The 21900-nt window shown below is 61.9% G+C and carries 18 protein-coding genes; 5 read left to right on the top strand and 13 right to left on the bottom strand.

Annotation, left to right across the window (positions count from 1 at the left end; genetic code table 11):
- Positions 1–14: 14 nt before the first annotated feature.
- Positions 15–410 carry an Rrf2 family transcriptional regulator gene (locus J5441_07430; GenBank protein MBO4934977.1) on the bottom strand — a complete coding sequence of 132 codons (396 nt, stop codon included), beginning with the start codon at positions 408–410 and terminating at the stop codon, positions 15–17.
- 148 nt (positions 411–558) lie between these two features.
- On the opposite strand from J5441_07430, the gene J5441_07425 reads away from it, so the two are divergent.
- The 4 genes from J5441_07425 to cysK are packed head-to-tail and all read left to right on the top strand — an operon-like array spanning position 559 to position 4394.
- Positions 559–1746 (top strand): aminotransferase class V-fold PLP-dependent enzyme, encoded by a 1188-nt coding sequence (locus J5441_07425; GenBank protein ID MBO4934976.1) that lies wholly within the window; start codon positions 559–561, stop codon positions 1744–1746.
- 30 nt (positions 1747–1776) lie between these two features.
- Positions 1777–2166, top strand: coding sequence for a Fe-S cluster assembly scaffold protein NifU (gene nifU, locus J5441_07420; GenBank protein MBO4934975.1), 390 nt, complete (start codon positions 1777–1779; stop codon positions 2164–2166).
- A 5-nt stretch (positions 2167–2171) separates the two neighbouring features.
- Entirely contained in the window at positions 2172–3449 is a 1278-nt protein-coding gene (locus tag J5441_07415) for an O-acetylhomoserine aminocarboxypropyltransferase/cysteine synthase (GenBank protein MBO4934974.1), read from the top strand.
- A gap of 12 nt (positions 3450–3461) precedes the next feature.
- Positions 3462–4394 carry a cysteine synthase A gene (gene cysK / locus J5441_07410; protein ID MBO4934973.1) on the top strand — a complete coding sequence of 311 codons (933 nt, stop codon included), beginning with the start codon at positions 3462–3464 and terminating at the stop codon, positions 4392–4394.
- A gap of 88 nt (positions 4395–4482) precedes the next feature.
- Here the strand turns inward: cysK and J5441_07405 are convergent, their stop codons facing one another.
- From J5441_07405 to J5441_07395, 3 genes are all read right to left on the bottom strand, one after another.
- Positions 4483–6618, bottom strand: coding sequence for a hypothetical protein (locus tag J5441_07405; protein ID MBO4934972.1), 2136 nt, complete (start codon positions 6616–6618; stop codon positions 4483–4485).
- Between the two features lies 1 nt (position 6619).
- Positions 6620–8728, bottom strand: a complete 2109-nt coding sequence (locus J5441_07400) for an MMPL family transporter (GenBank protein ID MBO4934971.1) — start codon at positions 8726–8728, stop codon at positions 6620–6622.
- 201 nt (positions 8729–8929) lie between these two features.
- Complete coding sequence (locus J5441_07395; GenBank protein MBO4934970.1) at positions 8930–9487, bottom strand: TetR family transcriptional regulator C-terminal domain-containing protein; 558 nt, start codon at positions 9485–9487, stop codon at positions 8930–8932.
- A gap of 123 nt (positions 9488–9610) precedes the next feature.
- On the opposite strand from J5441_07395, the gene J5441_07390 reads away from it, so the two are divergent.
- Positions 9611–10474, top strand: coding sequence for a sugar phosphate isomerase/epimerase (locus tag J5441_07390; protein ID MBO4934969.1), 864 nt, complete (start codon positions 9611–9613; stop codon positions 10472–10474).
- Between the two features lie 100 nt (positions 10475–10574).
- Here J5441_07390 and J5441_07385 read toward each other — a convergent pair whose 3' ends face one another.
- From J5441_07385 to J5441_07345, 9 genes are all read right to left on the bottom strand, one after another.
- The gene (locus J5441_07385; protein MBO4934968.1) at positions 10575–12017 is read right to left on the bottom strand and encodes a hypothetical protein; all 1443 of its coding nucleotides are present in this window, start codon (positions 12015–12017) and stop codon (positions 10575–10577) included.
- Complete coding sequence (locus tag J5441_07380) at positions 12014–13627, bottom strand: alpha-galactosidase (protein ID MBO4934967.1); 1614 nt, start codon at positions 13625–13627, stop codon at positions 12014–12016. The genes J5441_07385 and J5441_07380 overlap by 4 nt, the downstream gene beginning before the upstream one ends.
- A 4-nt stretch (positions 13628–13631) precedes the next feature.
- A complete protein-coding gene (locus J5441_07375) occupies positions 13632–15122 on the bottom strand; it encodes an MFS transporter (protein MBO4934966.1) in 1491 nt (496 codons plus the stop codon).
- A gap of 108 nt (positions 15123–15230) precedes the next feature.
- Complete coding sequence (locus J5441_07370; protein MBO4934965.1) at positions 15231–15833, bottom strand: TetR/AcrR family transcriptional regulator; 603 nt, start codon at positions 15831–15833, stop codon at positions 15231–15233.
- 291 nt (positions 15834–16124) lie between these two features.
- Positions 16125–18143 (bottom strand): dockerin type I repeat-containing protein, encoded by a 2019-nt coding sequence (locus J5441_07365; GenBank protein ID MBO4934964.1) that lies wholly within the window; start codon positions 18141–18143, stop codon positions 16125–16127.
- 89 nt (positions 18144–18232) lie between these two features.
- Entirely contained in the window at positions 18233–18877 is a 645-nt protein-coding gene (locus J5441_07360) for an HAD-IA family hydrolase (GenBank protein ID MBO4934963.1), read from the bottom strand.
- A gap of 60 nt (positions 18878–18937) precedes the next feature.
- Positions 18938–21304, bottom strand: coding sequence for a translation initiation factor IF-2 (gene infB, locus J5441_07355; protein MBO4934962.1), 2367 nt, complete (start codon positions 21302–21304; stop codon positions 18938–18940).
- Complete coding sequence (locus tag J5441_07350) at positions 21298–21615, bottom strand: ribosomal L7Ae/L30e/S12e/Gadd45 family protein (protein ID MBO4934961.1); 318 nt, start codon at positions 21613–21615, stop codon at positions 21298–21300. Before J5441_07350 ends, infB begins: the two co-directional genes overlap by 7 nt.
- On the bottom strand, positions 21612–21884 hold the full coding sequence (locus J5441_07345; GenBank protein ID MBO4934960.1) for a YlxR family protein: 273 nt from the start codon (positions 21882–21884) through the stop codon (positions 21612–21614). Before J5441_07345 ends, J5441_07350 begins: the two co-directional genes overlap by 4 nt.
- Between the last annotated feature and the right edge of the window lie 16 nt (positions 21885–21900).

Here is a 21900-nt window from a genome sequence, read left to right as displayed (position 1 = left end):
CGTTTGGCTTTCGCTCATTTCATCAGGTCGCTGAGCTTTTTCGAATAGAAGTAATCGTGAATCAGGCCGTCCAGCTCGGACCACATCGGGAGCGTGCGGCACTTCGCTGCGCGCGGGCATTTCTCCGCGCCTTCCGCGAGGCAGGCGACGGCGGCGAGCGTGCCCTCCGTCAGCGCGAGTATCTCGCCTACGGTGTATTCCTCAGGCGCGCGGCAGAGCGTATAGCCGCCGCCCTTGCCGCTGGAGCCGCGTATCAGCTTCGCGCGGACGAGCTCGCGCACGATTATTTCCAGATACTTTTTCGATATCTCCTGACGCTCGGCGATCTCCTTCAGCGGAGTCGGGCCGTCCGCGTGCTCCGCGAGATCGAGCATAACGCGCAGGGCGTAGCGTCCTTTGGTCGAGATCATTTCGCTCACCTCTTTCGCCTATTATACCACAGGTTAAATAGGCAAATCAAGAGCCGCCCGAAAATAATTTCAAAAAAATTTTTCAATTACCTATTGACATAGTAGGCAATTGATTGTATAATCTCGGTAACGAACGGCAGGTGAGACCATGTTCATATACGCGGATAACGCCGCGACGACGAAAATGAGCGCGGCCGCGAAAGCGGCGATGGCGCCGTATATAGACGATTGCTGGTATAACCCGTCCAGCCTTTACGGGGCGGGACAGCGCGCGAAGGAAGCGCTCGAAGCCGCGCGCGCGGAGGTCGCCCGATGTATCGGGGCGGAGCCGCGGGAGATAATCTTCACCTCCGGCGGCTCGGAATCGGATAACCAGGCGTTGCTTACCGCCGCCGAACTCGGCAGAAAGGCGGGCAGGCGGCACATAGTTTCCGACGCCGTCGAGCACCACGCGGTGCTCCACACCCTCGCGAAGCTCGAGAAGGACGGCTTCGAGGTGACCTACCTGCCCGTTCGCGCGGACGGGATCGTACGCGCCTCAGAGGTCGAGGCGGCGATAAGGGACGACACCTGCCTTGTCACCGTTATGTACGCGAACAACGAGATCGGCACCATCCAGCCGATAAGCGAAATAGGAGAGATCTGCCGCCGCCGCGGAACGCTTTTCCACACCGACGCGGTGCAGGCGGTCGGGCACATACCGGTCGACGTGAACGCCGACAAAGTCGATATGCTTTCCGCCTCGGCGCATAAGTTTCACGGGCCGAAGGGCGTCGGCTTCCTTTACGTCCGCCGCGGCGTGAAGCCGGCGGCGTTGATAGAAGGCGGAGCGCAGGAGGGCGGCCGCCGCGCAGGAACGGAAAACGTTGCGGGTATCGCGGCTATGGCAGCGGCGCTTAAGGAATCCGTCGGCGGCATGGCGGCGAACGCCGCGAGGCTTACGGCGCTGCGCGACCGGCTCATAGCGGGGCTCGCGGAGATACCTCACTCGGCGCTGAACGGCGACGCGAAGCGGCGCCTGCCTTCGAACGTCAACTTCTGTTTCGAGGGCATAGAGGGCGAATCGCTGCTGCTGATGCTGGACGACGCGGGCATATGCGCCTCCTCCGGCTCGGCGTGCACCTCCGGCTCGCTCGATCCGAGCCACGTCCTGCTCGCCATCGGCAGAGTTCACGACGTCGCTCACGGCTCGCTGCGGCTGACGCTCGGCGAGGACGCGACGGAGGCCGAGGTCGAATATATGATCTCGTCGGTGAAGGAGGTCGTCGAACGCCTGCGCGGTTTTTCTCCCGTCTGGCGCGACCTCGTTTCAGGCAAATCGGAGTTTATTCTGTGATACAAAACTCAGCTTTGAGAAGGTGATAAAATGGCGCTTTACAGCGAAAAGGTGATGGATCACTTCCGCAACCCGCGCAACGTCGGCGTTATCGAGAACGCGGACGGCGTCGGAGAGGTCGGCAACGCGAAATGCGGCGACATAATGCGGATCTATCTGAAAATAGACGGCGATACAATCAGCGACGTGAAGTTCGAGACCTTCGGGTGTGCGAGCGCCGTCGCCTCCAGTTCGATGGCGACCGAGCTCATCAAGGGCAGGCCGCTTTCGGAGGCGAAGGCGCTGACCAACAAAGCCGTCGCGGAGGCGCTCGACGGGCTTCCGGCGTACAAGATGCACTGTTCGGTGCTCGCCGAGGAAGCGATACTGAACGCCATTGAGGACTATTACGGCAAACATCCAGAAAAAAGAAAGGACTGACATCCATGGCATATAAATTCGAGACGCTTCAGCTCCACGTCGGGCAGGAGCAGGCGGACCCCGCGACCGATTCGCGCGCGGTGCCGATATACCAGACGACGAGCTACGTTTTTCATAATTCGGAGCACGCGGCGGACCGCTTCGGCCTGCGCGACGCCGGCAACATCTACGGACGCCTGACCAACTCCACGCAGGACGTGCTCGAGAAGCGCGTCGCGGCGCTGGAGGGCGGCGTCGCGGCGCTCGCGGTCGCGTCCGGCGCGGCGGCGATCACTTATACGATAGAGGCGCTCGCGCGGCAGGGCGAGCATATCGTCGCGCAGAAGACGATCTACGGCGGCAGCTACAACCTGCTGGCGCACACGCTCACGCAGTACGGGATCGAAACGACCTTCGTCGACATACACGATCTTGACGAAGTCAGGGCGGCGATACGCCCGAATACGAAGGCGGTCTACGCCGAAACGCTCGGCAACCCGAACAGCGACATACCGGATATCGACGCGCTCGCGCAGATTGCGCACGGAGCCGGCGTTCCGCTCGTTGTGGATAACACCTTCGGCACGCCCTACCTCTTCCGCCCGATAGAGCACGGCGCGGATATCGTCGTCCACTCGGCGACGAAGTTCCTCGGCGGCCACGGCACCACGCTCGGCGGCATAATCGTCGACTCCGGCAGGTTCGCGTGGACTCCGGAGAAGTACCCGAACATAGCCGCGCCGAACCCGAGCTACCACGGAGTCGCCTTCACGGAGGCGGCCGGCCCGGCGGCGTTCGTCACCTACGTCCGCGCGATACTGCTGCGCGACACCGGCGCGGCGATCTCGCCGTTCAACGCGTTCCTGCTGCTGCAGGGGATAGAAACGCTGTCGCTCCGCCTGGAGCGCCACGCGGAGAACACAAAGAAGGTCGTCGAATACCTCGCGAAGCATCCGCTTGTCGAGCGCGTCAACCACCCCTCGCTGCCCGATCATCCGCAGCACGCGCTCTATGAGAAATACTTCCCCAACGGAGGCGGCTCGATCTTCACCTTCGATATCAAGGGCGGCAGGGAGGAAGCGTGGCGCTTCATAGACGCGCTCAAAGTCTTCTCGCTGCTGGCGAACGTCGCGGACGTCAAATCCCTCGTCATCCACCCGGCGACGACGACGCATTCGCAGCTTTCGCCGCGGGAGCTTGAGGAGCAGGACATACGCGAAGGCACGATACGCCTTTCCATAGGCACGGAACACGTCGACGATATCATCGCCGACCTTGAGAACGGCTTCGCCGCGATTCAGTAAAGGAGGATAACAATGGCTAATATCTACAAAGGCGCGATAGAACTCATCGGCAACACGCCGCTGGTCGAAACAGTGAATATAGAAAAAGAGCTGTCGCTGGAGGCGACGGTGCTCGTGAAGCTCGAATACTTCAATCCCGCGGGAAGCGTCAAGGACAGGATCGCGAAGGCGATGATCGAGGACGCCGAGAAGAAGGGACTGCTCAAACCCGGCTCCGTCATCATCGAGCCGACGAGCGGAAACACCGGCATCGGCCTTGCCTCCATCGCCGCCGTGAAGGGCTACCGCATCATTCTGACTATGCCGGAAACGATGAGCGTCGAGCGCCGCAACATACTCAAAGCGTACGGCGCGGAGCTGGTGCTGACCGACGGCGCGAAGGGCATGAAGGGCGCGATCGCGAAGGCGGAGGAGCTCGCCGCGGAGATCCCGGACAGCTTCATCCCCGGGCAGTTCGTCAACCCCGCCAACCCCGCTATCCATAAGGCGACCACCGGCCCCGAGATCTGGCGCGACACCGACGGCAAAGTCGATATCTTCGTCGCGGGCGTCGGCACCGGCGGCACCGTTACCGGCACCGGCGAATACCTCAAGGAGCAGAACCCCGCCGTCAAGGTCGTCGCCGTCGAGCCGGATTCCTCTCCGGTGCTTTCGGAGGGCGTCGCCGGCCCGCATAAGATTCAGGGCATCGGCGCGGGCTTCGTGCCGGACGTGCTGAACACCTCCGTCTACGACGAGGTCTTCCGCGCGACGAACGAGGACGCCTTCGCCGCCGCGAAGCTGCTGGCGAAAAAGGAGGGCGTCTCCGTAGGCATCTCCTCCGGCGCGGCGCTGCACGCGGCGCTGACGATCGCCAAGCGGCCGGAGAACAAGGGCAAGACGATAGTCGCGCTCCTCCCCGACAGCGGCGACAGATACTACTCCACCCCGCTGTTTACGGAATAATGCGCGTATCCGCGCGGAATACAAGCGAACGCAAAAACACCCCCGATCCTGCGGGACGGGGGTGTTTCTTTACGCTTTTTTGCGGGCGTTACTTCGCGCTCACGCCGTCGAGACGGTAGATGAACTTGACGCTTCCGTCGGCGCCGTCGGCGATGCCGCCGAAGCTGCGGTAATCCTCGGAAACGCGGATGACCGCCTTGAGGCGTTCAAGCACGCCGCCGAGCTTGCCGCCGAGGAGCTGCGCGATCCTGCCTATGCCTTCCTCGGAGAATTGCCTGAGTCCGCCGGAAAGCCGCATCGCGCCGTCGCGGAGCTGCGTGACGCCTTCGGTCAGCGCGGGCAGTCCGTTCTTCAGCGCGGCGAGTCCGTCGTTGAGCTGCGAAGCGCCCTCCGCGAGCTTGCCGGAGCCGTCCTTCAGCCCGTCGGCGCCCGACTTCAGCGAAGCGGCGCCGGAGGCGGCGTCGGAGACCGCGCCGGTGTAGGCGAGCAGTCCGAGGTAGAAGGCGTTATAGCTGTCGAGCGAGGTCTTCAGCGAGATGATCCGCCTTGCGCCCTCGGAGGCGGCGGCGAGCTGCGCCTGCACCTCTTCGCCCGCCATATTGTCGGAGATCGCCTTCTGTATCTGCGCCTCTACGTTCTGCGCGATCGCGCCCTGCACCTTATCGGTCGCCATCTGCACCTCGACGTTCTGCGCGACGGTCGCCGCGACCGCGTCGGACGCCATCTGCGCGTCTATCGCGCCGCTGACGGCGGCCTGCGTCGCCTCGTCGACGTATCCGGCGGCGACGGCGGCGTCATAGTCCACCTTGCTCATACCGGTCGCCGCGGGGACGACCTGCGCCGCGACGTTTTCGCGCACGGCGGCGGTGACTTCGGCTTCGACCTGCGCGCGCACGGCGGCGGTGACCTGCTCGGTCACGTAGCCGCGTTCAGCTTCGACAGCGGCGGTCACCGCCTGAAGCGCCTTCTGATATACCGCGTCCTCGTCGAGGGAGGCGATGACGGCGGAAAGCAGGTCGGCGTAGTTTTCGACCGTGAGCTGCGGAACTTCGAGCCCCGCGGCGGAAAGCTGCGTCTGCGCGGTGGCGAGCAGCGTCTCGAAGACCTGCTTCGCGCCGCCGTTGATCGCGTCGTTGTTGGAGGCGATCGTCTTCAGCCCTTCGCAGAGCTGCGCCGCGCCCGATTGGAGCTGCGCCGCGCCGCCGTTGAGCTGCGCGGAGCCGTCCTTCAGCGCGGAGGCGCCCTGCGCGAGCGCGTCGATGCCGGCGACCAGCTCGCCGGACTTGTTCAGCAGCGCAGCGAGTCCGTCGTAGAGCTTGGAGGAGCCGTCGAGAAGCTGTCCCATCGCGCCGCCGAGTTTGTCGACGGAGTCGGTCAGCGAGGAGGCGTCCAACTTGCCGGCGTCGATATCGTTGAAAAGCCCGTTCGTCGCGAGCGTGACGCAGGTGTCGGTGGCGAAGCAGTTCGTCTGCGCGGAGATCTCGATATAGTCGGGGATCTCGATCGTGTCGCCGGAAACGCCGAGCGATTCGGCGAGTCCGGGGAAGGCGAGCCCTATGACGAAGGTGCGTTCGCCGTCGTTGATGATCTTGCCATTCGTGACCTGCACGTCGGTGAAGGCGGCGTTGTCGAGTATCATTCCGGTCAGCATCGCGAAGGGAACGTATACGCGGACGCTTTCGCCGCCGACCTTCACGGTCTCATACTGCCTGTTCGTGAAGTCGAAACGTATCGTTACCTTTCCGCTTTTGCCGGCGAGCATAGACGGAGCGACGCTCTTTCCGTCGAGGGTGTAGCTTACGCTGACGGAGACGGGCAGCTCCTTGTCGGCGCGCCCCTGATAGCAGACGTCGTTCCCGTCCGCCTTCCAGACGCGCGTTCCGTCGCCGCCGAGCGTGTAGGTCTCGTCGCCCTTGACGTTCTCGACGTCGGTCAGCTCGGTGTAGTCGGTTATCGAGGCGGCGCCGGACGGATTCTTTATCCAGTCGCTGACGATTATCTTGCTGATCGCGCCCTCGGCATCGGCGAGCACGTAGACCGTTTCGTCCTTGTATCCCGCGTCCGCGGAAGCGCCGGCCGCGGTTTCGTTCACCGCGGCTTCAACGCCGGAAACGGCGGTCGCGTCGGCTTCCGGCACGGCGGCGGAGTTGACGCCGCCGCAGCCCGCGGCGAGCATCGCGGCGCAAAGGCATACCGCGAGTATCTTCATAACGTTCTTTCTCATATCATTTTCCCTCCGTATCGGAACGGGCGGCGCCCGTTTTTCTCAAATGCGTCATTCCAGCGGTGGTCGCGCATACGACTCTGTCGCAGAGCATCAGCAGCGCGGGTAGCGCGAGGATGACCATTACCATACTTATCACGGCGCCTCTCGCCATCAGCATACACATCGAGCTTATCATATCTATATCGGAATAGAGGGCGACGCCGAAGGTCGCGGCGAAAAGCCCCATACCGGAAACGACTATCGACGGTATCGAATTCACGAGCGCGGTGTATACGGACCAGCGTTTGTCCTTGCCGCCGAGGCGTTCGGTCTTGTAGCGCGTCGTCATCAGTATCGCGTAGTCGACCGTCGCGCCGAGCTGTATCGTGCTTATGCATATCGGGGCGATGAAGGGCAGGTTTTGCCCGAGGTAGTGCGGCAGTCCGAGGTTTATGAAGATCGCGAGCTCGATGACCGCTATGAGTATGAACGGCAGCGAAACGCTCTTCTCGACCAGCGCGATTATCACGAAGATCGCGAGTATCGAAACTATGTTGACGACGCGGAAGTCGCGGTCGGTGGTGTCGATCATATCCTTCATACAGGGCGCTTCGCCGATGAGCAGGCCGCCCGCGTCGTATTTCTTGAGTATCGTGTTGAGCTCCGCGACCTGCGCGTTGACGTCGTCGCTCGCGACGCGGTATTCTGAGCTGACGAGCATCAGCTCCCACTTGTCGCTGCGAAGCAGGGAGGTGACGGAGTCGGGCAGCGCCTCCACCGGCACGCGGGAGCCGAGCAGCGAAGTCAGCCCGAGCACGTGCTTCACGCCGTCCACCTGCCGCATCTCGCGCGTCATCGCGCGGACGTCCTTCTGCGGCACGGAGGTCTCCACCAGCAGCATGTGCGTGGACGCCATATCGAACTCCTCGCGCAGCTTGGTGTTGGCTACGATGCTCTCCATATCCCGCGGCAGCACCTCGCCGAGATCGTAATAGACCTCCGAGTTCGTCTTCGCGTAGCCGTAGTACGCCGGCGGGATCAGCGCGAAGAAGACGACCAGCAGGACGGGGAAGAACTTGACGAGGAGCTTCGCGAAGCCGCGCGTTTTCGGTATGAGCGAGCGGTGCTTCGTCTTCTGCAGGGGCTTGTCGAGCACGAGAATCAGCGCGGGAAGCACCGTCACGCAGCCGACGACGCCGAGCAGAACGCCCTTCGCCATAACTATTCCGAGGTCGCGCCCCATCGTGAAGGACATAAAGCAGAGCGCGATGAAGCCCGCCACCGTCGTGACCGAGCTGCCGACGACGCTCGTCAGCGTGGACTTGATCGCGCGCGCCATCGCTTCCTTCGGGTCGTCGGGGCAGAGCTCGCGCTGCTCGTTGTAGCTGTGCCAGAGGAAGATGGAGTAGTCCATCGTGACGGCGAGCTGCAGCACCGCCGAAAGCGCCTTGGTTATGTACGATATCTCGCCCAAGAAGTAGTTGGTGCCGAGGTTCAGCATCACCATCAGCCCGATGGAGAGCAGGAACACCAGCGGTATCAGCCAGCTGTCGAGGAAGAGCGTCATCGCGGCGAGCGCGAGCGCGACCGCTATCGCGACGTATATCGGCTCCTCGCGTTCGCAGAGGTCCTTCAGGTCGGTCACGAGCGCGGACATTCCGGAGATGAAACACTGCCTGCCCGCGATCGAGCGTATCTCGCGTATCGCGTCCATCGTTACGTCGGCGGAGGTCGCGCTGTCGAAGAAGACCGCCATCACCGTGGCGTTATCGCTGTTGAACGCCTCGTAAAGCTCGTCGGGCAGCACCTCCATCGGCACGGAGACGTCCGCGATCGAGTCGTACCAGAGCACCGTTTCGACATGCTCCACCTGCTCGATCTTCGCCTTCAGCGCGGAAACGTCCTTCGCGGGCATATCCTCCGCGATTATGAAGGAGAACGCGCCCTTGCCGAAGTCGTTCATCAGCTCGTTCTGACCGACGACGGTGTCCATATCGGACGGCAGGTAGTCGAGCATATCGTAGTTGACGCGCGTGCCGACGAAGCCGAGTACGGCGGGTATCATCAGCACCAGCGTGACGATGAGTATAGGCACGCGGTATTTCACCACCGCCCTTGCGAATCTCATAATATCACTCCCGATCATTTCTCGTTTTTATACGATAATTATATATTGCAGAGCTCCGCCGCAACACGGACAAAGATATACACGTGCACATTTTTTGTGCATATGCACGAAAATATCCAACTCAAATCGGACGAAAAAAACGCCGTCGCGCGGACGGCGTTTTGGGTATGGCGTCAATGGCTTGCGGAGCTTTAAGGCGCGTCAGCTCTTCGCGGCGCGGCGGAGCATCTCCTCCGGCACGCCGCGATGCAGAGCGCACAGGCGCGCCGCCCAGGCGCGCACGTCGGTCTTCATCCCGCCGGCGAGCCAATCCGCCACGATGCCGAAAAATGCGCACTTATAGAAGCCGGCGATCACTCCGCGGTCGCCTTCGCTTATCGGCGCCGTCGGCGGAACGCGCTTTGAATACGCCTCCACGATATAGTCGCAGACCTTCCAGAGATAGCGCTCAAAGATGTCGCGGCTGACGGAGTTATAGATGTGCAGTATCGCGCGGCGGTTTTCGCTGCCGAAGTCGATCGCGGCGCTTATCGCGTCCTCGGCGGAGTCGATGGTCGGGTGCGCGGAGATGATGCGCTCGGCCTCCTCGGTGATGATCTCCTCGATCAGCGCGGGGATGTCGTCATAGTGGTAATAGAAGGAGTTGCGGTGGATCCCGCATTCGTCAACGATCATCCTGACGGTGATGCGGCTCAGCGGGTTTTTATCAAGAAGAGCCATAAATGCGGATTTTATCGCGGTCTTCGTGAAGTTCGGCATAGCGTTTTCCTCCGTGGAGTTTGATTTGATTATAACATTCGCGCCGCCGGAAATCAAGTCGGCGGGCAAAAAGACTTGATTTTTCGCACGGCGTGGATTAGAATAGCGGTGTGGGGTGATGGTATGAAGTTTTGCGTCAGCAGCTACGGATTTTACTGGACGAGAGAAAAAACGCTCGAGGGGCTTATCGCCGTCGTGAACGAGGCGGCGGAAATGGGCTTTGATGGCATAGAGTTTATGGAATACGACGAGGTCGGGCTGAAGGAGGCGAAGGCGCTGCGCGCCGCCTGCGCGGCGGCGGGGATAACGCCGGTGAACCTCTGCTGCGGCGCGCATTTCGCGACGCCGTCCGCGTCTGAAACGGAAGCGCAGGTCGAGGAACTGAAGCGCCGCGTGGACGTCGCCGCCGAGCTCGGATGCGTCTTCCTGCGGCACGACGCCGCGCGCGGGCCGCTGCCCGAGCCGTACCCGCAGACCTACGAGGCGGCCGTTCCGTATATGGCGGAGGGCATACGCCGCGTGACCGAATACGCCGCCTCCGCCGGCGTGAAGACGCTGACGGAGAATCACGGGCAGTTCTCGCAGGACGCCCGCCGCGTCGAATCGCTCATCAAGGCGGTCTGCCACCCGAATTTCGGCGCGCTGGTCGATATCGGCAACTTCATGTGCGTCGACGAAGATCCGCCCGTCAGCGTCGCCGTTCTCGCGCCTTACGCGCGCCACGTCCACTGCAAGGATTTCCTTTTCAGACCCGCGTCGGAGGCGGACTCCTGCGCGGACTGGCTGACGACGCGCGGCGGCAACAAGCTGCGCGGCTGCAATATCGGCCGCGGCGCGGCGAAGGCGGAGCAGAGCGTGAAGACGCTCCGCGCCGCCGGCTACGACGGCTGGTGGTCGGTCGAATACGAGGGCTCCGACCCGCCCGAAAAGGGCATCGCCGAGGGACTTAAAAACCTGAAAAGGTTTTTAATGAATACTGAAGACTGAATACTTAAAAAATAATAATTAACGTTCAAAACCGCTTCCCACGGGAAGCGGTTTTGTTCAATAATTATTCATTATTTATTATTCAATCTTCAGTATTCATTTAGTCAAACTCGCCGCAGGCGAGTTTGACGCATTCATAAGCGCCGTCGTAGGCGCCCTGCGCCTTCAGTTCGTTTATGCGCCCGCAGAAGTGCGGGAGCAGTTCGCGGTCGTTCAGCAGGCGGTCGAGCGCGGCGTTGAGGTCTTTGACGTCGGGGTACTCGTTGTCGGAGTCGCCGAGCTCGCGGCCGCTGATCGCGCCGTAGACCTCGTGCCCGCCGATGTGTTTCATGAACACCTTCGGGATCGGGTAATAGACGAGCTCGCTCGGCTTCGTCACGAGCAGGTCGCAGACGGGCATCAGCATGTTCGTGCCGTAGACGGCGCGGAAGATGTCGTCGTCGCAGATGAAGGTCACGCCCTCGGCGTCGCCGTCGCGCAGGCCGCTGACGAGCTGCTTCAGCCCCGCCCAGTCGTTGCGCAGGAAGCGCGCCTCGTTCTCGACTCCGACCTTCTTCGCCATCGCTTCGCAGACGTCGGCGTGGTCGCCGGCGTTGATGAAGAGCGCCGCCTTCTTCGCCCTGACGTAGGGGAGCAGGTGCTTTATCATCGCGGCGAAGGTGCCGCCTCCGGCTCCGGCTCCGCCTACGGTCAGCAGGATGCGCAGCGGTCTGCCCGCCTTCGCGCGTTCGATCCTGCGGGCGTTGTCCTCCTCCAGCCCGGCGAGCAGCTCGTGGTCGACGTAGCGGCCGACCATCTTCAGCTGCGATTCGGGAATGCCCTTCAGCGGCGTCTTCGCGAAGCCGTCGAGCGTTTTGTAGCCGAGGTAGGCGAAGGGCGTCTGCACGGCGTGCATCGAGCCCTCCGCGAGATGAAGCCCCATCGGCCAGTTATCCGGGATCGCGTTGACGACGTGCGTCATCCCGGCGTGCACCGCGCCCTGCGCGGGCCAGACGTGCGTGGCGATATAGGGGATATCCTTCGGGATGTTCTTAAAGATCGGCGCGAGCAGCTCGCTGTTTTTCTGATCCTTCGCGTTGTAGGTTATCTTCTTGAAGCCCTCGCAGTTGAGCGGCTCCCATACTAACTTGTTGAAAAGCCGCGACTTCTGCGAGATGCGGGAGGCGAGGGAATACATGTCGTTCTGCTTGCGTATCATCTTCGAGCCGGTCGCGTCGAAGGAGGCGAGGTCGAGCCAGTAGGGCGTGAAGCCCAGCGCCTTCGCGCAGGACGCCATCGCGATGGAGATGCGGTAGTGACCGAAACCCATGCGGATGTTGCCGACGATGAGCGGATTCCCGCCGAATTCGGCGTTCTCTTCGCCGAAGACGACGTTTTGAGCGCCGATGAAGTCGAGCGCTTCTATCGGCTCGAAGTTTATTTTGTAATCGGCGGCGCTGTCGTCGCCGAACTTTTTGATATAGCTTTGTTTGCTCTTTTCGGCGGCGCGGACGGTCTTTTTGTCCATCGCGTTGCCGAATATGACGGCCGTTCTGTCGTTCATACGAGCACTCCTTTGTCGGTGAAGTATAGTATCGTTTTCGTTTCGCCGCCGAGCTTGTATTCGACGCTTATCATATGCCCGCCGCGGCTGAAGCCGGTGACCTCGGCTTCGCGGAAAAGCTCAAGTCCCTGCGCGAGCAGGGCTTTTTTCGCTTCGTCGTACTCCGCGAGGTTGTCGGAGGTCATCAGCACGCTGCCGAAGAGCGCGTTCAGCGTCAGCAGCGCGCGGCGCTGCTCGGGCGAAAGCTTCGTATTGCGGTCGCGCAGCAGGAAAACGTCGGGGTCGCAGCCGAACATCCGCCCGTCCGCGAAGGAGCGGTAGACGGTGTTCTGCAGCGTGACCTTCGTGGAGACGCGTTCGCGGTGCATATGCCGCATGAACCACTTGTCGTCGAAGTCGAGCGAAACGTCCGGGCCGACGCGCAGGTAGTCGAATCTGCCGGCGGAGCTCGATAAAGGCGCGCCGCAGCCGAGAATGAGCGCGTCGCCGAGCGCGTCGCGCAGGAAATCGAAGGCGCGGGCGGCGGCCTGCGCACGGGTGAGCCCTTCATAGCGCGGCAGGCAGGCGGCGTAGAGGAAGTCCAGCTTGAAGAAGCCGAAGCCCATATCGAGATAATGCTTCAGACAGCGGCGTATATACCCGAGCGCGTCGGGATTCCCGAGGTCGAGGGCGTAGAAGCCCGACCAGTTGCACCCGCACTTGACGAAGCCGCAGTCGTCGCCGCTTTTGAACCAGTCGGCGTGCTCCTCGAAGAGGCGGCTCTTCTCCTCCGCGACGAACGGCGCGAGCCATATCCCCGGCGTGAAGCCGCGTCCGCGTATGCGTTCGACGACGGGCTCCAGCCCGTTCGGGAACTTCTCCTTATCGACATCGAGCCAGTCGCCGACGTGTTCGGCGTAGCCGTCGTCGATCTGGAAGAGGTTGAAACGGCCGTCAAGCCCCTCGAGGTCGCGCAGCAGTATTTCTTCGTTGATATTCTGGTAGTAGTTGTACCACGACGTGTAGCCGAAGATCTTTTTGATATCGCGCTTCGGGAAATACTCGTCGGGCAGCCCCTTCCAGTCGCTGCCGTAAACGAAGTCGCAGACGGTGAACTCCGCGCCGGGCGCGAGCTTCGCGCCGGCGACGTCGGAAACGGCGGAGACTCCGCCCTTCCCGCGGTCGACCTCGAAGACGAGCCAGGCGTTGTTTGAGTTGAGGTTTACCGCCCAGCCGCCGTCGCCGCCCTTGACGTAGAAGACGTCGTAGCCGTGCAGCTTGCGGCGGGAGTAGGGGTAGAAGGCCGCGTCGCCGTAGCGGTCGAACGAGAAGGCGTTGACGAGCTTCCGCGGCAGGCGGGTGACGTCGCGCTCCTTTTCGCTGAGGCGGCGCTCCGCGCTGTCGGTCCAGGACTGGTAGCCGTTGGTGAAGCATAACCCGTCCCTGCTCACGCGGAATGGGAGCTCCTCGCGGTATTCGGCGAGCTCGACTTCGGTCTTCGCGCGCGCGGTGACGACGCGGCGCCTGCCGTCGTCGGTCAGGACGACGGCAAGGTCGGCGTTTTCGGTTTCGTTTATCAGTTCGCGGCGTTCGCCGTCCGCGAAATAGGATAAAGTGAATCCGCGTTCCATAGGCTTACTCGGCGTCCTTCGCTCCGGGATTGCCGGGCATTTCGGGCGCGTTGGGGGCGAGCGGTACGTCGATGTACTTGCGGGTCTCGGGCAGCTCGTCGGGCGTCTTTCCGGACTTGTCGATGGTCTTCATGACCTTCTTCTCGTTATAGAGGCCGAGGATGACCGCACCGAGCACGCAGAAGGCGACCGCGGCGAAGGCGACTATAGTCAGACCCTTCGGGGAAGCGGTGATGTCGTTCGCGTTGACGTTCTGGGTGGTGCCGAAGATGGCGAGCGAGGTGAAGACGAGCATCGCGATGGACTGTCCCCACTTCATCGCGAAGGTGCGGGCCGCGAAGAACATACCCTCGCGGTTTTCGCCGGTGACAATGCCGTCGGCTTCCGCGACGTCGGCGACGATGGACTGCGGGATGATGCCGAGCAGCGCCATCGGGAAGGCGGCGATGATGCAGATGGCCGCGCCGTAGACGACGCCCGGCAGGGCGACGAAGCGGATCATCGCGGTGATCAGATACGCAAGCGCGAGCCCGAGGAAGCCGCAGATCGTCAGCTTCTTCTTGCCGAACTTACGCACGAGCCCGGAAACGAAGGGATAGAAGCAGGCGGAGAGCACGGTCATCGCGCCCATGAATATCATGGTGTAGCTTTCGTCGAGCGCCATCGAGACCTTGACGAAGAAGGGCAGACCGGTCTGGAAAAGCGTCAGGCCGATCCAGTACATGATGTCGGAGCTGACGAAGACGCGGAACTCGCGGTTCTTGAAGGTCGCGGCGAGCGACTTGAAGACGTTGGTGTTCGAGGGCTTGGTGTCGACGTATTCCTTCTCGCGAATGAGGAAGGTCGGCAGCAGCATGCATACGCAGGCGACGACCGCGAGCACGATGAAGCAGGCGCGGTAGCTCCAGTCGTAGGTGAGCCCGGAGCTGCGCAGCATTCCCGCGAAAACGAAGGGGGTGTACGCCAGCAGCGTGCCGAAGAAGAAGGTCAGCGAGATCGCGGTGGAGATGAACATTCTGTCGTCCTGCGTCTTGCCGTATTCGCTTATCAGCGCGTTATAGGGCGTGCAGTACATAGTCATGAAGGTGTAGAAAAGGACGATGAAGATCGAGATCCACAGCACGTTTATGCCGCTGATGGCCTTCACGGGGGCGCAGAAGAGCAGCACCGTCACGACGGAGAGCGGTATCGCCGCCCACTGCATGAAGGGATTGCGCCTGCCCCACTTGTTGTTGAAGCGATCGCTCATGTTTGCGATCAGCGGGTCGGTGATCGCGTCGAAGATACGGCTGAGCGCGGTGATCAGGCCGAGTATCGTCAGGAATCCGAATATGACGAGACCGGGGGTGATGTACTGCGTCGCGCCGCCTTCGATGTCGACCTGCGCCGGCAGGTAGAAGGTGACGAGCCAGGTGTTGATGATGCCGCTGAGCATCGACCAGCCGAGCTGGCCGATCGCGAAGATGATCATCTTCTTTTTGGTCAGTCTTTTCATAGCGTGTTGAAGCGTTACCGTCCGGAGTAACTCTTCCCTCCCGTATTTGTATTTTGGAAAAACGTATTATCACCGCCCGGACGAGCGGCAAAGCCCTGATGAGCGCCGTTACGGCACGAGGTTATAGAGTATCATGTCTATCAGCGCGGCGACCTCGTATTCGGGGTGCGCGTTTTCGTCCTGCCGCAGCAGCGTGTCGGCGGAGAGCGCCTTGCAGAGATTCAGCAGCGCGTGGCAGGAGGCGTAGTAGAAGACGCCCGGCTTCTCGATTTCGCGCACGGTGCCGTCGGCGAGCCCGCGCTCGTAGGCGCGCTGAAAGCGGTGGTAATAGAGGAATATGATGTCCTCGTATTCCTCCTTGCTCTCCGCGTCGCGCAGGAAGTAGGAGTCGAGCTCGCGGATGAAGCGGAAGTAGCGGCGGTCGTCCTCGAATACGCGCAGGAACGCGCGGTAAAACTCCGCGAGCGCGGAGAAGCCGTCCCTGCAGGCGTCGAGGTCGAAGTAGCGACCCAGCACTCCGAGCGCGAGGTGAGAGGCGGCCTGCACCGCGAGGTTCTGCTTCGTGCCGAAGCGGCGGTAGATCGTCGCCTCGCCGTATCCGGCGCGCGCGGCGACGTCCTTTATCGAGGTCGCTTCGATGGTGTTTTCGAGGAAAAGGTCCGCGGCCGCGGCGACTATCGCCGTCAGCTCGCTCCGGTTGAGTTTGTTCATTCTGCGCCTCCGCGGGAATAGAAAAAACGTGGAAATATGAGTATTGATAGTCTGACTATCAATACTATACAATATTTTTTCCCGTTTGTCAACGGTTTTTTCACATTTTCTTCACAATTAGGGAGATAAAAAAGGCAGCCCCGCCGATTTGGGCGTGCAGATAAGACTTATCTGCACGCCCTTTGACGGGGCTGCGCGGTTTTTGCCGTATTTGCGGAATCCGGTTTCCATACGCGGACGGATGCGAAAGGCTCGGGGCCTCTCGCTTCGTCCGGGACGACGGACGGGAGGTTATCCCAGACTGCTTTCGTCGGCGAGCTTCGCGGCGACGCGGAGGATCTTCAGCGCGTCGTTGACGGTGATATCGCCGTCGCCGTCGACGTCGCCTATAAGCATATCCTCATCGGACGCTGCGGCAAGCTTCGCGGCGATACGCAGCGCCTTCAGCGCGTCGTTGACCGTGATCTCGCCGTCCTTGTCCATATCGCCCTTCTTTGACTGCGGTGCGCCGGGCTCGTTCGCCGGAACGGCGAACATACCGACGATCTCGGCGCCGGAGGGGCCGATCTTATTCAGAACGAAGGTTTCGCCGGTGGTCTTGTTTATGCGGCAGAGCCCATGCTCGCCGTCGCTCGTCGAGTAGACGCGCGCCCAGTAGATGTCGCCGGTGTCGAAGTCATAGGCGATATCCTGAACGTATTTGCAGGCGTAGCCGGTGGCAAGAAGGAACGTCGTTTCGGCGGTTTTGCCGTTTATAGTGTAGAGCATGCCGAGGCTGTTTATGCCGTAGATCGTGCCGTTTTCGTCAGCGCAGATGCCGTAGAAGTTCTGGCCGAGAGCGCCTATTTCGGTCAGCGCCGCGGTGGAGGGATTAAGCGAATAAAGCGACGAGGAGGTGCCGGAGTTTATGAGCACAAAGAGCTTATTGCCCGTATAGTCGTAGGTCATCGAGCGCAGCGTACCGTCGCCGTTGTATACCTGCTTGCCGAGCGTGTAGTTGCCCGGATTGCCGAAAGGCGCCGTCCACAGTATGCCGCCGCCGTTGCCGTTGTCGTCGGCGTTGGTAATGCCGTAGATCGTTCCGTAGGCGTACGCGACTGCGTAGGAGTTGTCGGGCGCGGCGCCGAGCGCGGTAACGGTCTTGCTCGAGGTGCTTTCGAATTTTAACCACTTATCGCTGTTGCTTCCGCCGAAATCGGCGGTGCAGATGCCGTAGAGCGTCGCGTTGTTGAGAGTGAAAACGGCCTGAATGGCGGCAGAGCTGCCGCTGTTGATGCGGCCGTTGGATATCTGGGCGTTATTCGGGGTGGTAAGGTTGCAGTCGGAATAAGTGATGCCGCCGCCGAAACCTGCGACCGCGGCGTTGCCGCTTTCGGCTTCGGCGCGGACGGCCGAAGCCTTGACGTTGAGCCTGTTGCCCGAGCCGGTGGAAACGATACCGCCGGTCGTGCCCTTCGCGTAGAAATCGGCGGCGTAGAAATACAGCGTGGTATTGCTGCCGATAAAGGCAAGAGCGTTACCGCTCATTGCCATCAGCGAAAGTCTGCCGCCTTCGCTGACGAAGGTGGTATTGCCCTTCAGCGAAACGGCGGGACCGGAACCAATGTTCATAAACGTAGAGTCGGCCGTCGTCTTGACGGTAAGACCGTCGAGTTCGCTGATAAGTACCGCCTGCAGGCCGGATTCGGTGCCGGAGACGGTGAGGGTGTTGCTGCTCGGATCGAAGGAAAGCTTGCCGTCGCCGAGAACGTCGCGGCAGTTGGCGGTCGTCACTTGCGTTCCCTTCGCGTAGAGGGGATAGCGGTCGATGCCGATCTTGACGTTGTCGACGGCGAAGAAGTCGAGCACCGGGTCTTCGGAGCTGTCCTTTTTATACTCCCATTTGAGCGTGTGCGCGCCCGCGGAAAGCGGCGCGGTATAGGTTTCCCAGTTGTTGCAGAGGGCGCCGTAGCTGAACTGCGCCACGTTGTCGATGTAGAAGGTGCATACGTCGCAGGGCTGGGATTTGTAGGTCTCGCCCCACGCCATGAATTCGAAGGAGACGGCGGTGGCGCTCGTCGGGGAGACGGAAAGAGTCATTACGGATTCAGAGCTCGCGACGCCCGCGTTGCCGCTCGTCGCGTAAACGCGCGTGCCGTCGTTGACGGCGGTCCAGGGATAGCTGCCGCTGCTGCTGAATTTCAGGTTGCCGCCGGAAACGTTCAGCGCGTTGTCGAGGTCGCTCGCCGCAGCGGCGGTGATCGCCGTCAGCGGAAGCAACCCGAGCACGAGCGCAAACGCGAGCAGCACGGAAAGTAAGCGTTTTTTCATGTTAAAACCATCCTTTCGTTATCCCGAAGGAAATAATCAACTGATAATATAATAACCGCATCAAGCGGAATTTGTCAACCGAAAAATAATTACAATATCAATCCGACCAGCTCGCGCGGGCTGTCGATTATCGTTGCCGCGCCGAGGGAGCGCAGGAAATCCGCGCCGCGGAACCCCCACGCGACCGCGATCGCGGGCAGTCCGGCGTTTGCGGCGGTCTGCATATCCACCTCGGAGTCGCCGATATAGACGGCTTCGGAGGCGTCCGCGCCGAGCGCCTTCAGCGCGGCGAAGACGGAGTCCGGCGCGGGCTTCGGCTTCGAGCCGGCGGTGACGCCTATCTGCGCCTCGAAAAGCCCGGGGAAGAAGCGTTCGCAGAGCGCCTTTACCTCCGGCTCGGACTTGTTGGAAACGACGGCGGTGCGCACTCCCGCTTCGCGCAGCGCGGCGACGGCTTCCGGGACGCCCTCGTAGGGCGCGGTGCGGTCGGCGCAGTGCGGCGCGTACCATTCGCGGAAATCGGCGTGCAGCTTTTCGAGCGCTTCGTCCCCGGCGTCGGGCGCGGCGCGCCGTATCAGCATAACTATGCCGTTTCCGACGAAGGAGCGCACCTCGTCGAGAGTCCGCTCGGGGCGGCCGGAGAGCCGCAGCGCGTAGTTCAGCGCGTCCATCAGGTCGCGCAGCGTGTCGAGTATCGTGCCGTCCATATCGAAGACGGCGCATTTGTATTTCATTCCGAAAATCTCCCTAAAAAGCAGGAAAGCCCCCGATATTTCGGGGGCTTCCTCCGTTTGTTATTCTCTGTATTCCTCGATCGTGAAGGCCTCCAGCACGTCGCCTTCCTTGATGTCGTTGAACTTCTCGAGCTTGATGCCGCACTCGAAGCCGCTCTTGACCTCCTTGACGTCGTCCTTGACGCGGCGCAGGGAGTCCATATCGTCCTCGGCGACGACGACGTTGTCGCGCAGGACGCGGATCTTGCTGCCGCGGACGATCGTGCCGTCGGTGACGTAGCAACCGGCGATGACGCCGAGCTTGGAGACCTTGAAGGTCTGTCTAACTTCGGCGTGGCCGCCGACGACCTCGCGGAACTTCGGCGCCATCATGCCCTTCATGGCGGCCTCGATCTCCTCGATGCACTGATAGATGACGCGGTAGAGGCGGATATCGACGTTGTTCGCCTTCGCTGTCTCGGCGGCGGTGGCGTCCGGACGGACGTTGAAGCCGACGATTATCGCGTTGGAGGCGGAGGCGAGCATGACGTCGCTCTCGTTGACGGCTCCGACGCCGCCGTGGATTATGTTCACGCGGACCTCGTCGTTGGAGATCTTCTGCAGGGAGGCGCTGACCGCCTCCACGGAGCCCTGAACGTCAGCCTTGACGATGATGTTGAGGTCCTTCAGCATGCCTTCCTGGATGCGGGAGAAGAGGTCCTCGAGCGTGACGTTGCCGGCGTTCTTGGACTGATGCTCGCGCTCCTCGGTGCGGCGCTGCTCAACGAGCTTGCGGGCGAGGGATTCGTCCGCGACAACGTTGAAGACGTCGCCGGTTTCGGGCACTTCGGCGAGACCGGTGATCTCGACGGGGGTGGAGGGGCCGGCTTCCTCGATGGTCGCGCCTCTGTCGTTGGTCAGCGCGCGGACGCGGCCGACGCTCTTGCCAGCGATGATTATATCGCCGGCGCGGAGGGTGCCGTTCTGCACGAGCAGGGTGGCGACGGGGCCGCGGCCCTTGTCGAGGCGGGCTTCGATGACGATGCCCTTCGCGGGACGGTCGGGATTCGCCTTGAAGTCCTTGACGTCCGCGGTCAGGAGCAGCATTTCAAGCAGCGTATCGAGGCCTTCGCGCGTCTTCGCGGAGACGGGCACGCAGATGTTTTCGCCGCCCCACTCCTCCGGCACGATTCCGTATTCGGTGAGCTCCTGCTTGACGCGCTCGGGATTCGCGCCCGGGCGGTCGATCTTGTTTATCGCGACGATGACGGAAACTCCCGCCGCCTTCGCGTGGTTTATCGCCTCGATCGTCTGCGGCATGACGCCGTCGTCCGCGGCGACGACGAGGATCGCAATATCCGTCGCCTGCGCGCCTCTCGCGCGCATCGCGGTGAACGCCTCGTGGCCGGGGGTGTCGAGGAAGGTTATCAGTCTGTCGTTGAGCTTGACCTGGTAGGCGCCGATGTGCTGGGTTATGCCGCCCGCTTCTCCGGCGGCGACGTCGGAGTGGCGGAAGGCGTCCAGCAGGGAGGTCTTGCCGTGGTCGACGTGTCCCATAACGACGACGACGGGCGGACGCGGAACGACGTTGCCTTCGGCGTCGTCTTCGCCGTCGGCGATGTGGAGGCGCTCTTCTATCGTGACGTGGACCTCGCGCTCGACCTTCGCGCCGAATTCGTCGGCGATGATCGCGGCGGTGTCGTAGTCGACGGTCTCGGTGACGTTCGCCATAACGCCGACGCTCATCAGCTTCTTGATGACCTCGGCGGCGGTCTTCTTCAGACGGGTGGCGAGTTCGCCGACGGTGATCTCGTCGGGGATCGTGATCTTGAGCTGCGCGTTGCGCGCCTTCTCGAAGGCGATGCGCTTCATCTTCTCCGCCTCGGTGTCCTTGCGGCTCAGCACGGGACGGCGGAAGCCCTGCTTCTTTCCGACCTTCTGCTTGCGGCGGGAGAGCTCTTTCTGGCGCTCGGGCACGAGGTTGTCTATACGCTCGTCGTAGCGGGCGAGGTTGACGCCGACGAGACCGGATTTCGTGTCGACGACGCGAACGGTTTGCGCTCCGCGGATGGGGCGTTCGCCCTTCGGCTTATCCTGCTTCTGCGGACGCGGCGGGATCGCGGCGCCCTGCTGCGCGGGCTTGCCCTGCTTCTGCTCGGGCTTATCCTGCTTCTCGGCGGGCTTCTCGGGCTTCGGCTCCGGCTCCGCGGGCTTCTCCGGCTCCTTCGCGCGCGGCTCGTTGGCGGCGGCGAAGTAGGCGAGCAGCGCCTCCGGCTTCGGCTTGAAGCCGTCGAGGACGGTCTGGAAGATTATATCCAGCTCATCAAGCTCGAGGATGGCGCCAGACGCTCTTTCCGCGTTGAGCTTATCCTTGAGAATGGCGCTTACGTCTTTCGCCTGCATATCGAGGTCTTTTGCGAGATCTCCAAGCTTATATTTATTTAACATACGCTTTCCTCCGTAACTTTCAGAATGGCGGCGGCAAGTCCCTTGTCCCTGACGCCTACGACGACGGTCGCTCCCGCGCCGACGGCTTTGCCGAGCGCGGCCTTGTCGAAGCCGCCGGTCAGCACGGGCACGCCCGCTTCTTCGCAGCCGCGCTTCGCCTTTTCGGCGGTGCGCTCGCCGTCCGAGGCGAACACCGCGAGCTTCAGCTTGTGCCGTTTCAGCGCCGCGAGCGTCTTGTCGACGCCCAGCTCGGCGTTCCGCGAAACGACTGCGAGCCCGAGGTAATGCAGTATTCTTTCGTCAGCGGTCACTTTATCGCCTCCGTAAGCTCTCTTTCGAGCATATCGTAGACCTCCGGAGGTATCTGCCGCTCGAACGCGTGTTCGAGCCGCCGCGCCTTCCGCGCCTTCGCGAGGCAATCGGGGTCGGCGCAGATGTAAGCGCCTCTGCCGGCCGCCTTGCCGGTAAGGTCGAGAAAGATCTCCTCATCCTTGGGCGAGACGACGCGGAGCAGTTCGCGTTTCGGCTTCGATCCTCCGCAGCCGACGCATTTTCTCATCGGGATCTTCTTTTCCTTCAAAGCTGCCTCCGGTAAT

It is taken from the genome of Clostridia bacterium (genome assembly GCA_017620395.1).
GTDB lineage: Bacteria > Bacillota > Clostridia > Oscillospirales > RGIG8002 > RGIG8002.
Note: the sequence above shows the minus strand (reverse complement) of the source record. Positions and strands in the feature narration are given on the sequence as shown.

Coding starts and splice junctions, on each gene's coding strand:
- J5441_07430 (MBO4934977.1), bottom strand. CDS start 410: ATGATCTCGACCAAAGGACGCTACGCCCTGCGCGTTATGCTCGATCTC.
- J5441_07425 (MBO4934976.1), top strand. CDS start 559: ATGTTCATATACGCGGATAACGCCGCGACGACGAAAATGAGCGCGGCC.
- nifU (MBO4934975.1), top strand. CDS start 1,777: ATGGCGCTTTACAGCGAAAAGGTGATGGATCACTTCCGCAACCCGCGC.
- J5441_07415 (MBO4934974.1), top strand. CDS start 2,172: ATGGCATATAAATTCGAGACGCTTCAGCTCCACGTCGGGCAGGAGCAG.
- cysK (MBO4934973.1), top strand. CDS start 3,462: ATGGCTAATATCTACAAAGGCGCGATAGAACTCATCGGCAACACGCCG.
- J5441_07405 (MBO4934972.1), bottom strand. CDS start 6,618: ATGAGAAAGAACGTTATGAAGATACTCGCGGTATGCCTTTGCGCCGCG.
- J5441_07400 (MBO4934971.1), bottom strand. CDS start 8,728: ATGAGATTCGCAAGGGCGGTGGTGAAATACCGCGTGCCTATACTCATC.
- J5441_07395 (MBO4934970.1), bottom strand. CDS start 9,487: ATGCCGAACTTCACGAAGACCGCGATAAAATCCGCATTTATGGCTCTT.
- J5441_07390 (MBO4934969.1), top strand. CDS start 9,611: ATGAAGTTTTGCGTCAGCAGCTACGGATTTTACTGGACGAGAGAAAAA.
- J5441_07385 (MBO4934968.1), bottom strand. CDS start 12,017: ATGAACGACAGAACGGCCGTCATATTCGGCAACGCGATGGACAAAAAG.
- J5441_07380 (MBO4934967.1), bottom strand. CDS start 13,627: ATGGAACGCGGATTCACTTTATCCTATTTCGCGGACGGCGAACGCCGC.
- J5441_07375 (MBO4934966.1), bottom strand. CDS start 15,122: ATGAAAAGACTGACCAAAAAGAAGATGATCATCTTCGCGATCGGCCAG.
- J5441_07370 (MBO4934965.1), bottom strand. CDS start 15,833: ATGAACAAACTCAACCGGAGCGAGCTGACGGCGATAGTCGCCGCGGCC.
- J5441_07365 (MBO4934964.1), bottom strand. CDS start 18,143: ATGAAAAAACGCTTACTTTCCGTGCTGCTCGCGTTTGCGCTCGTGCTC.
- J5441_07360 (MBO4934963.1), bottom strand. CDS start 18,877: ATGAAATACAAATGCGCCGTCTTCGATATGGACGGCACGATACTCGAC.
- infB (MBO4934962.1), bottom strand. CDS start 21,304: ATGTTAAATAAATATAAGCTTGGAGATCTCGCAAAAGACCTCGATATG.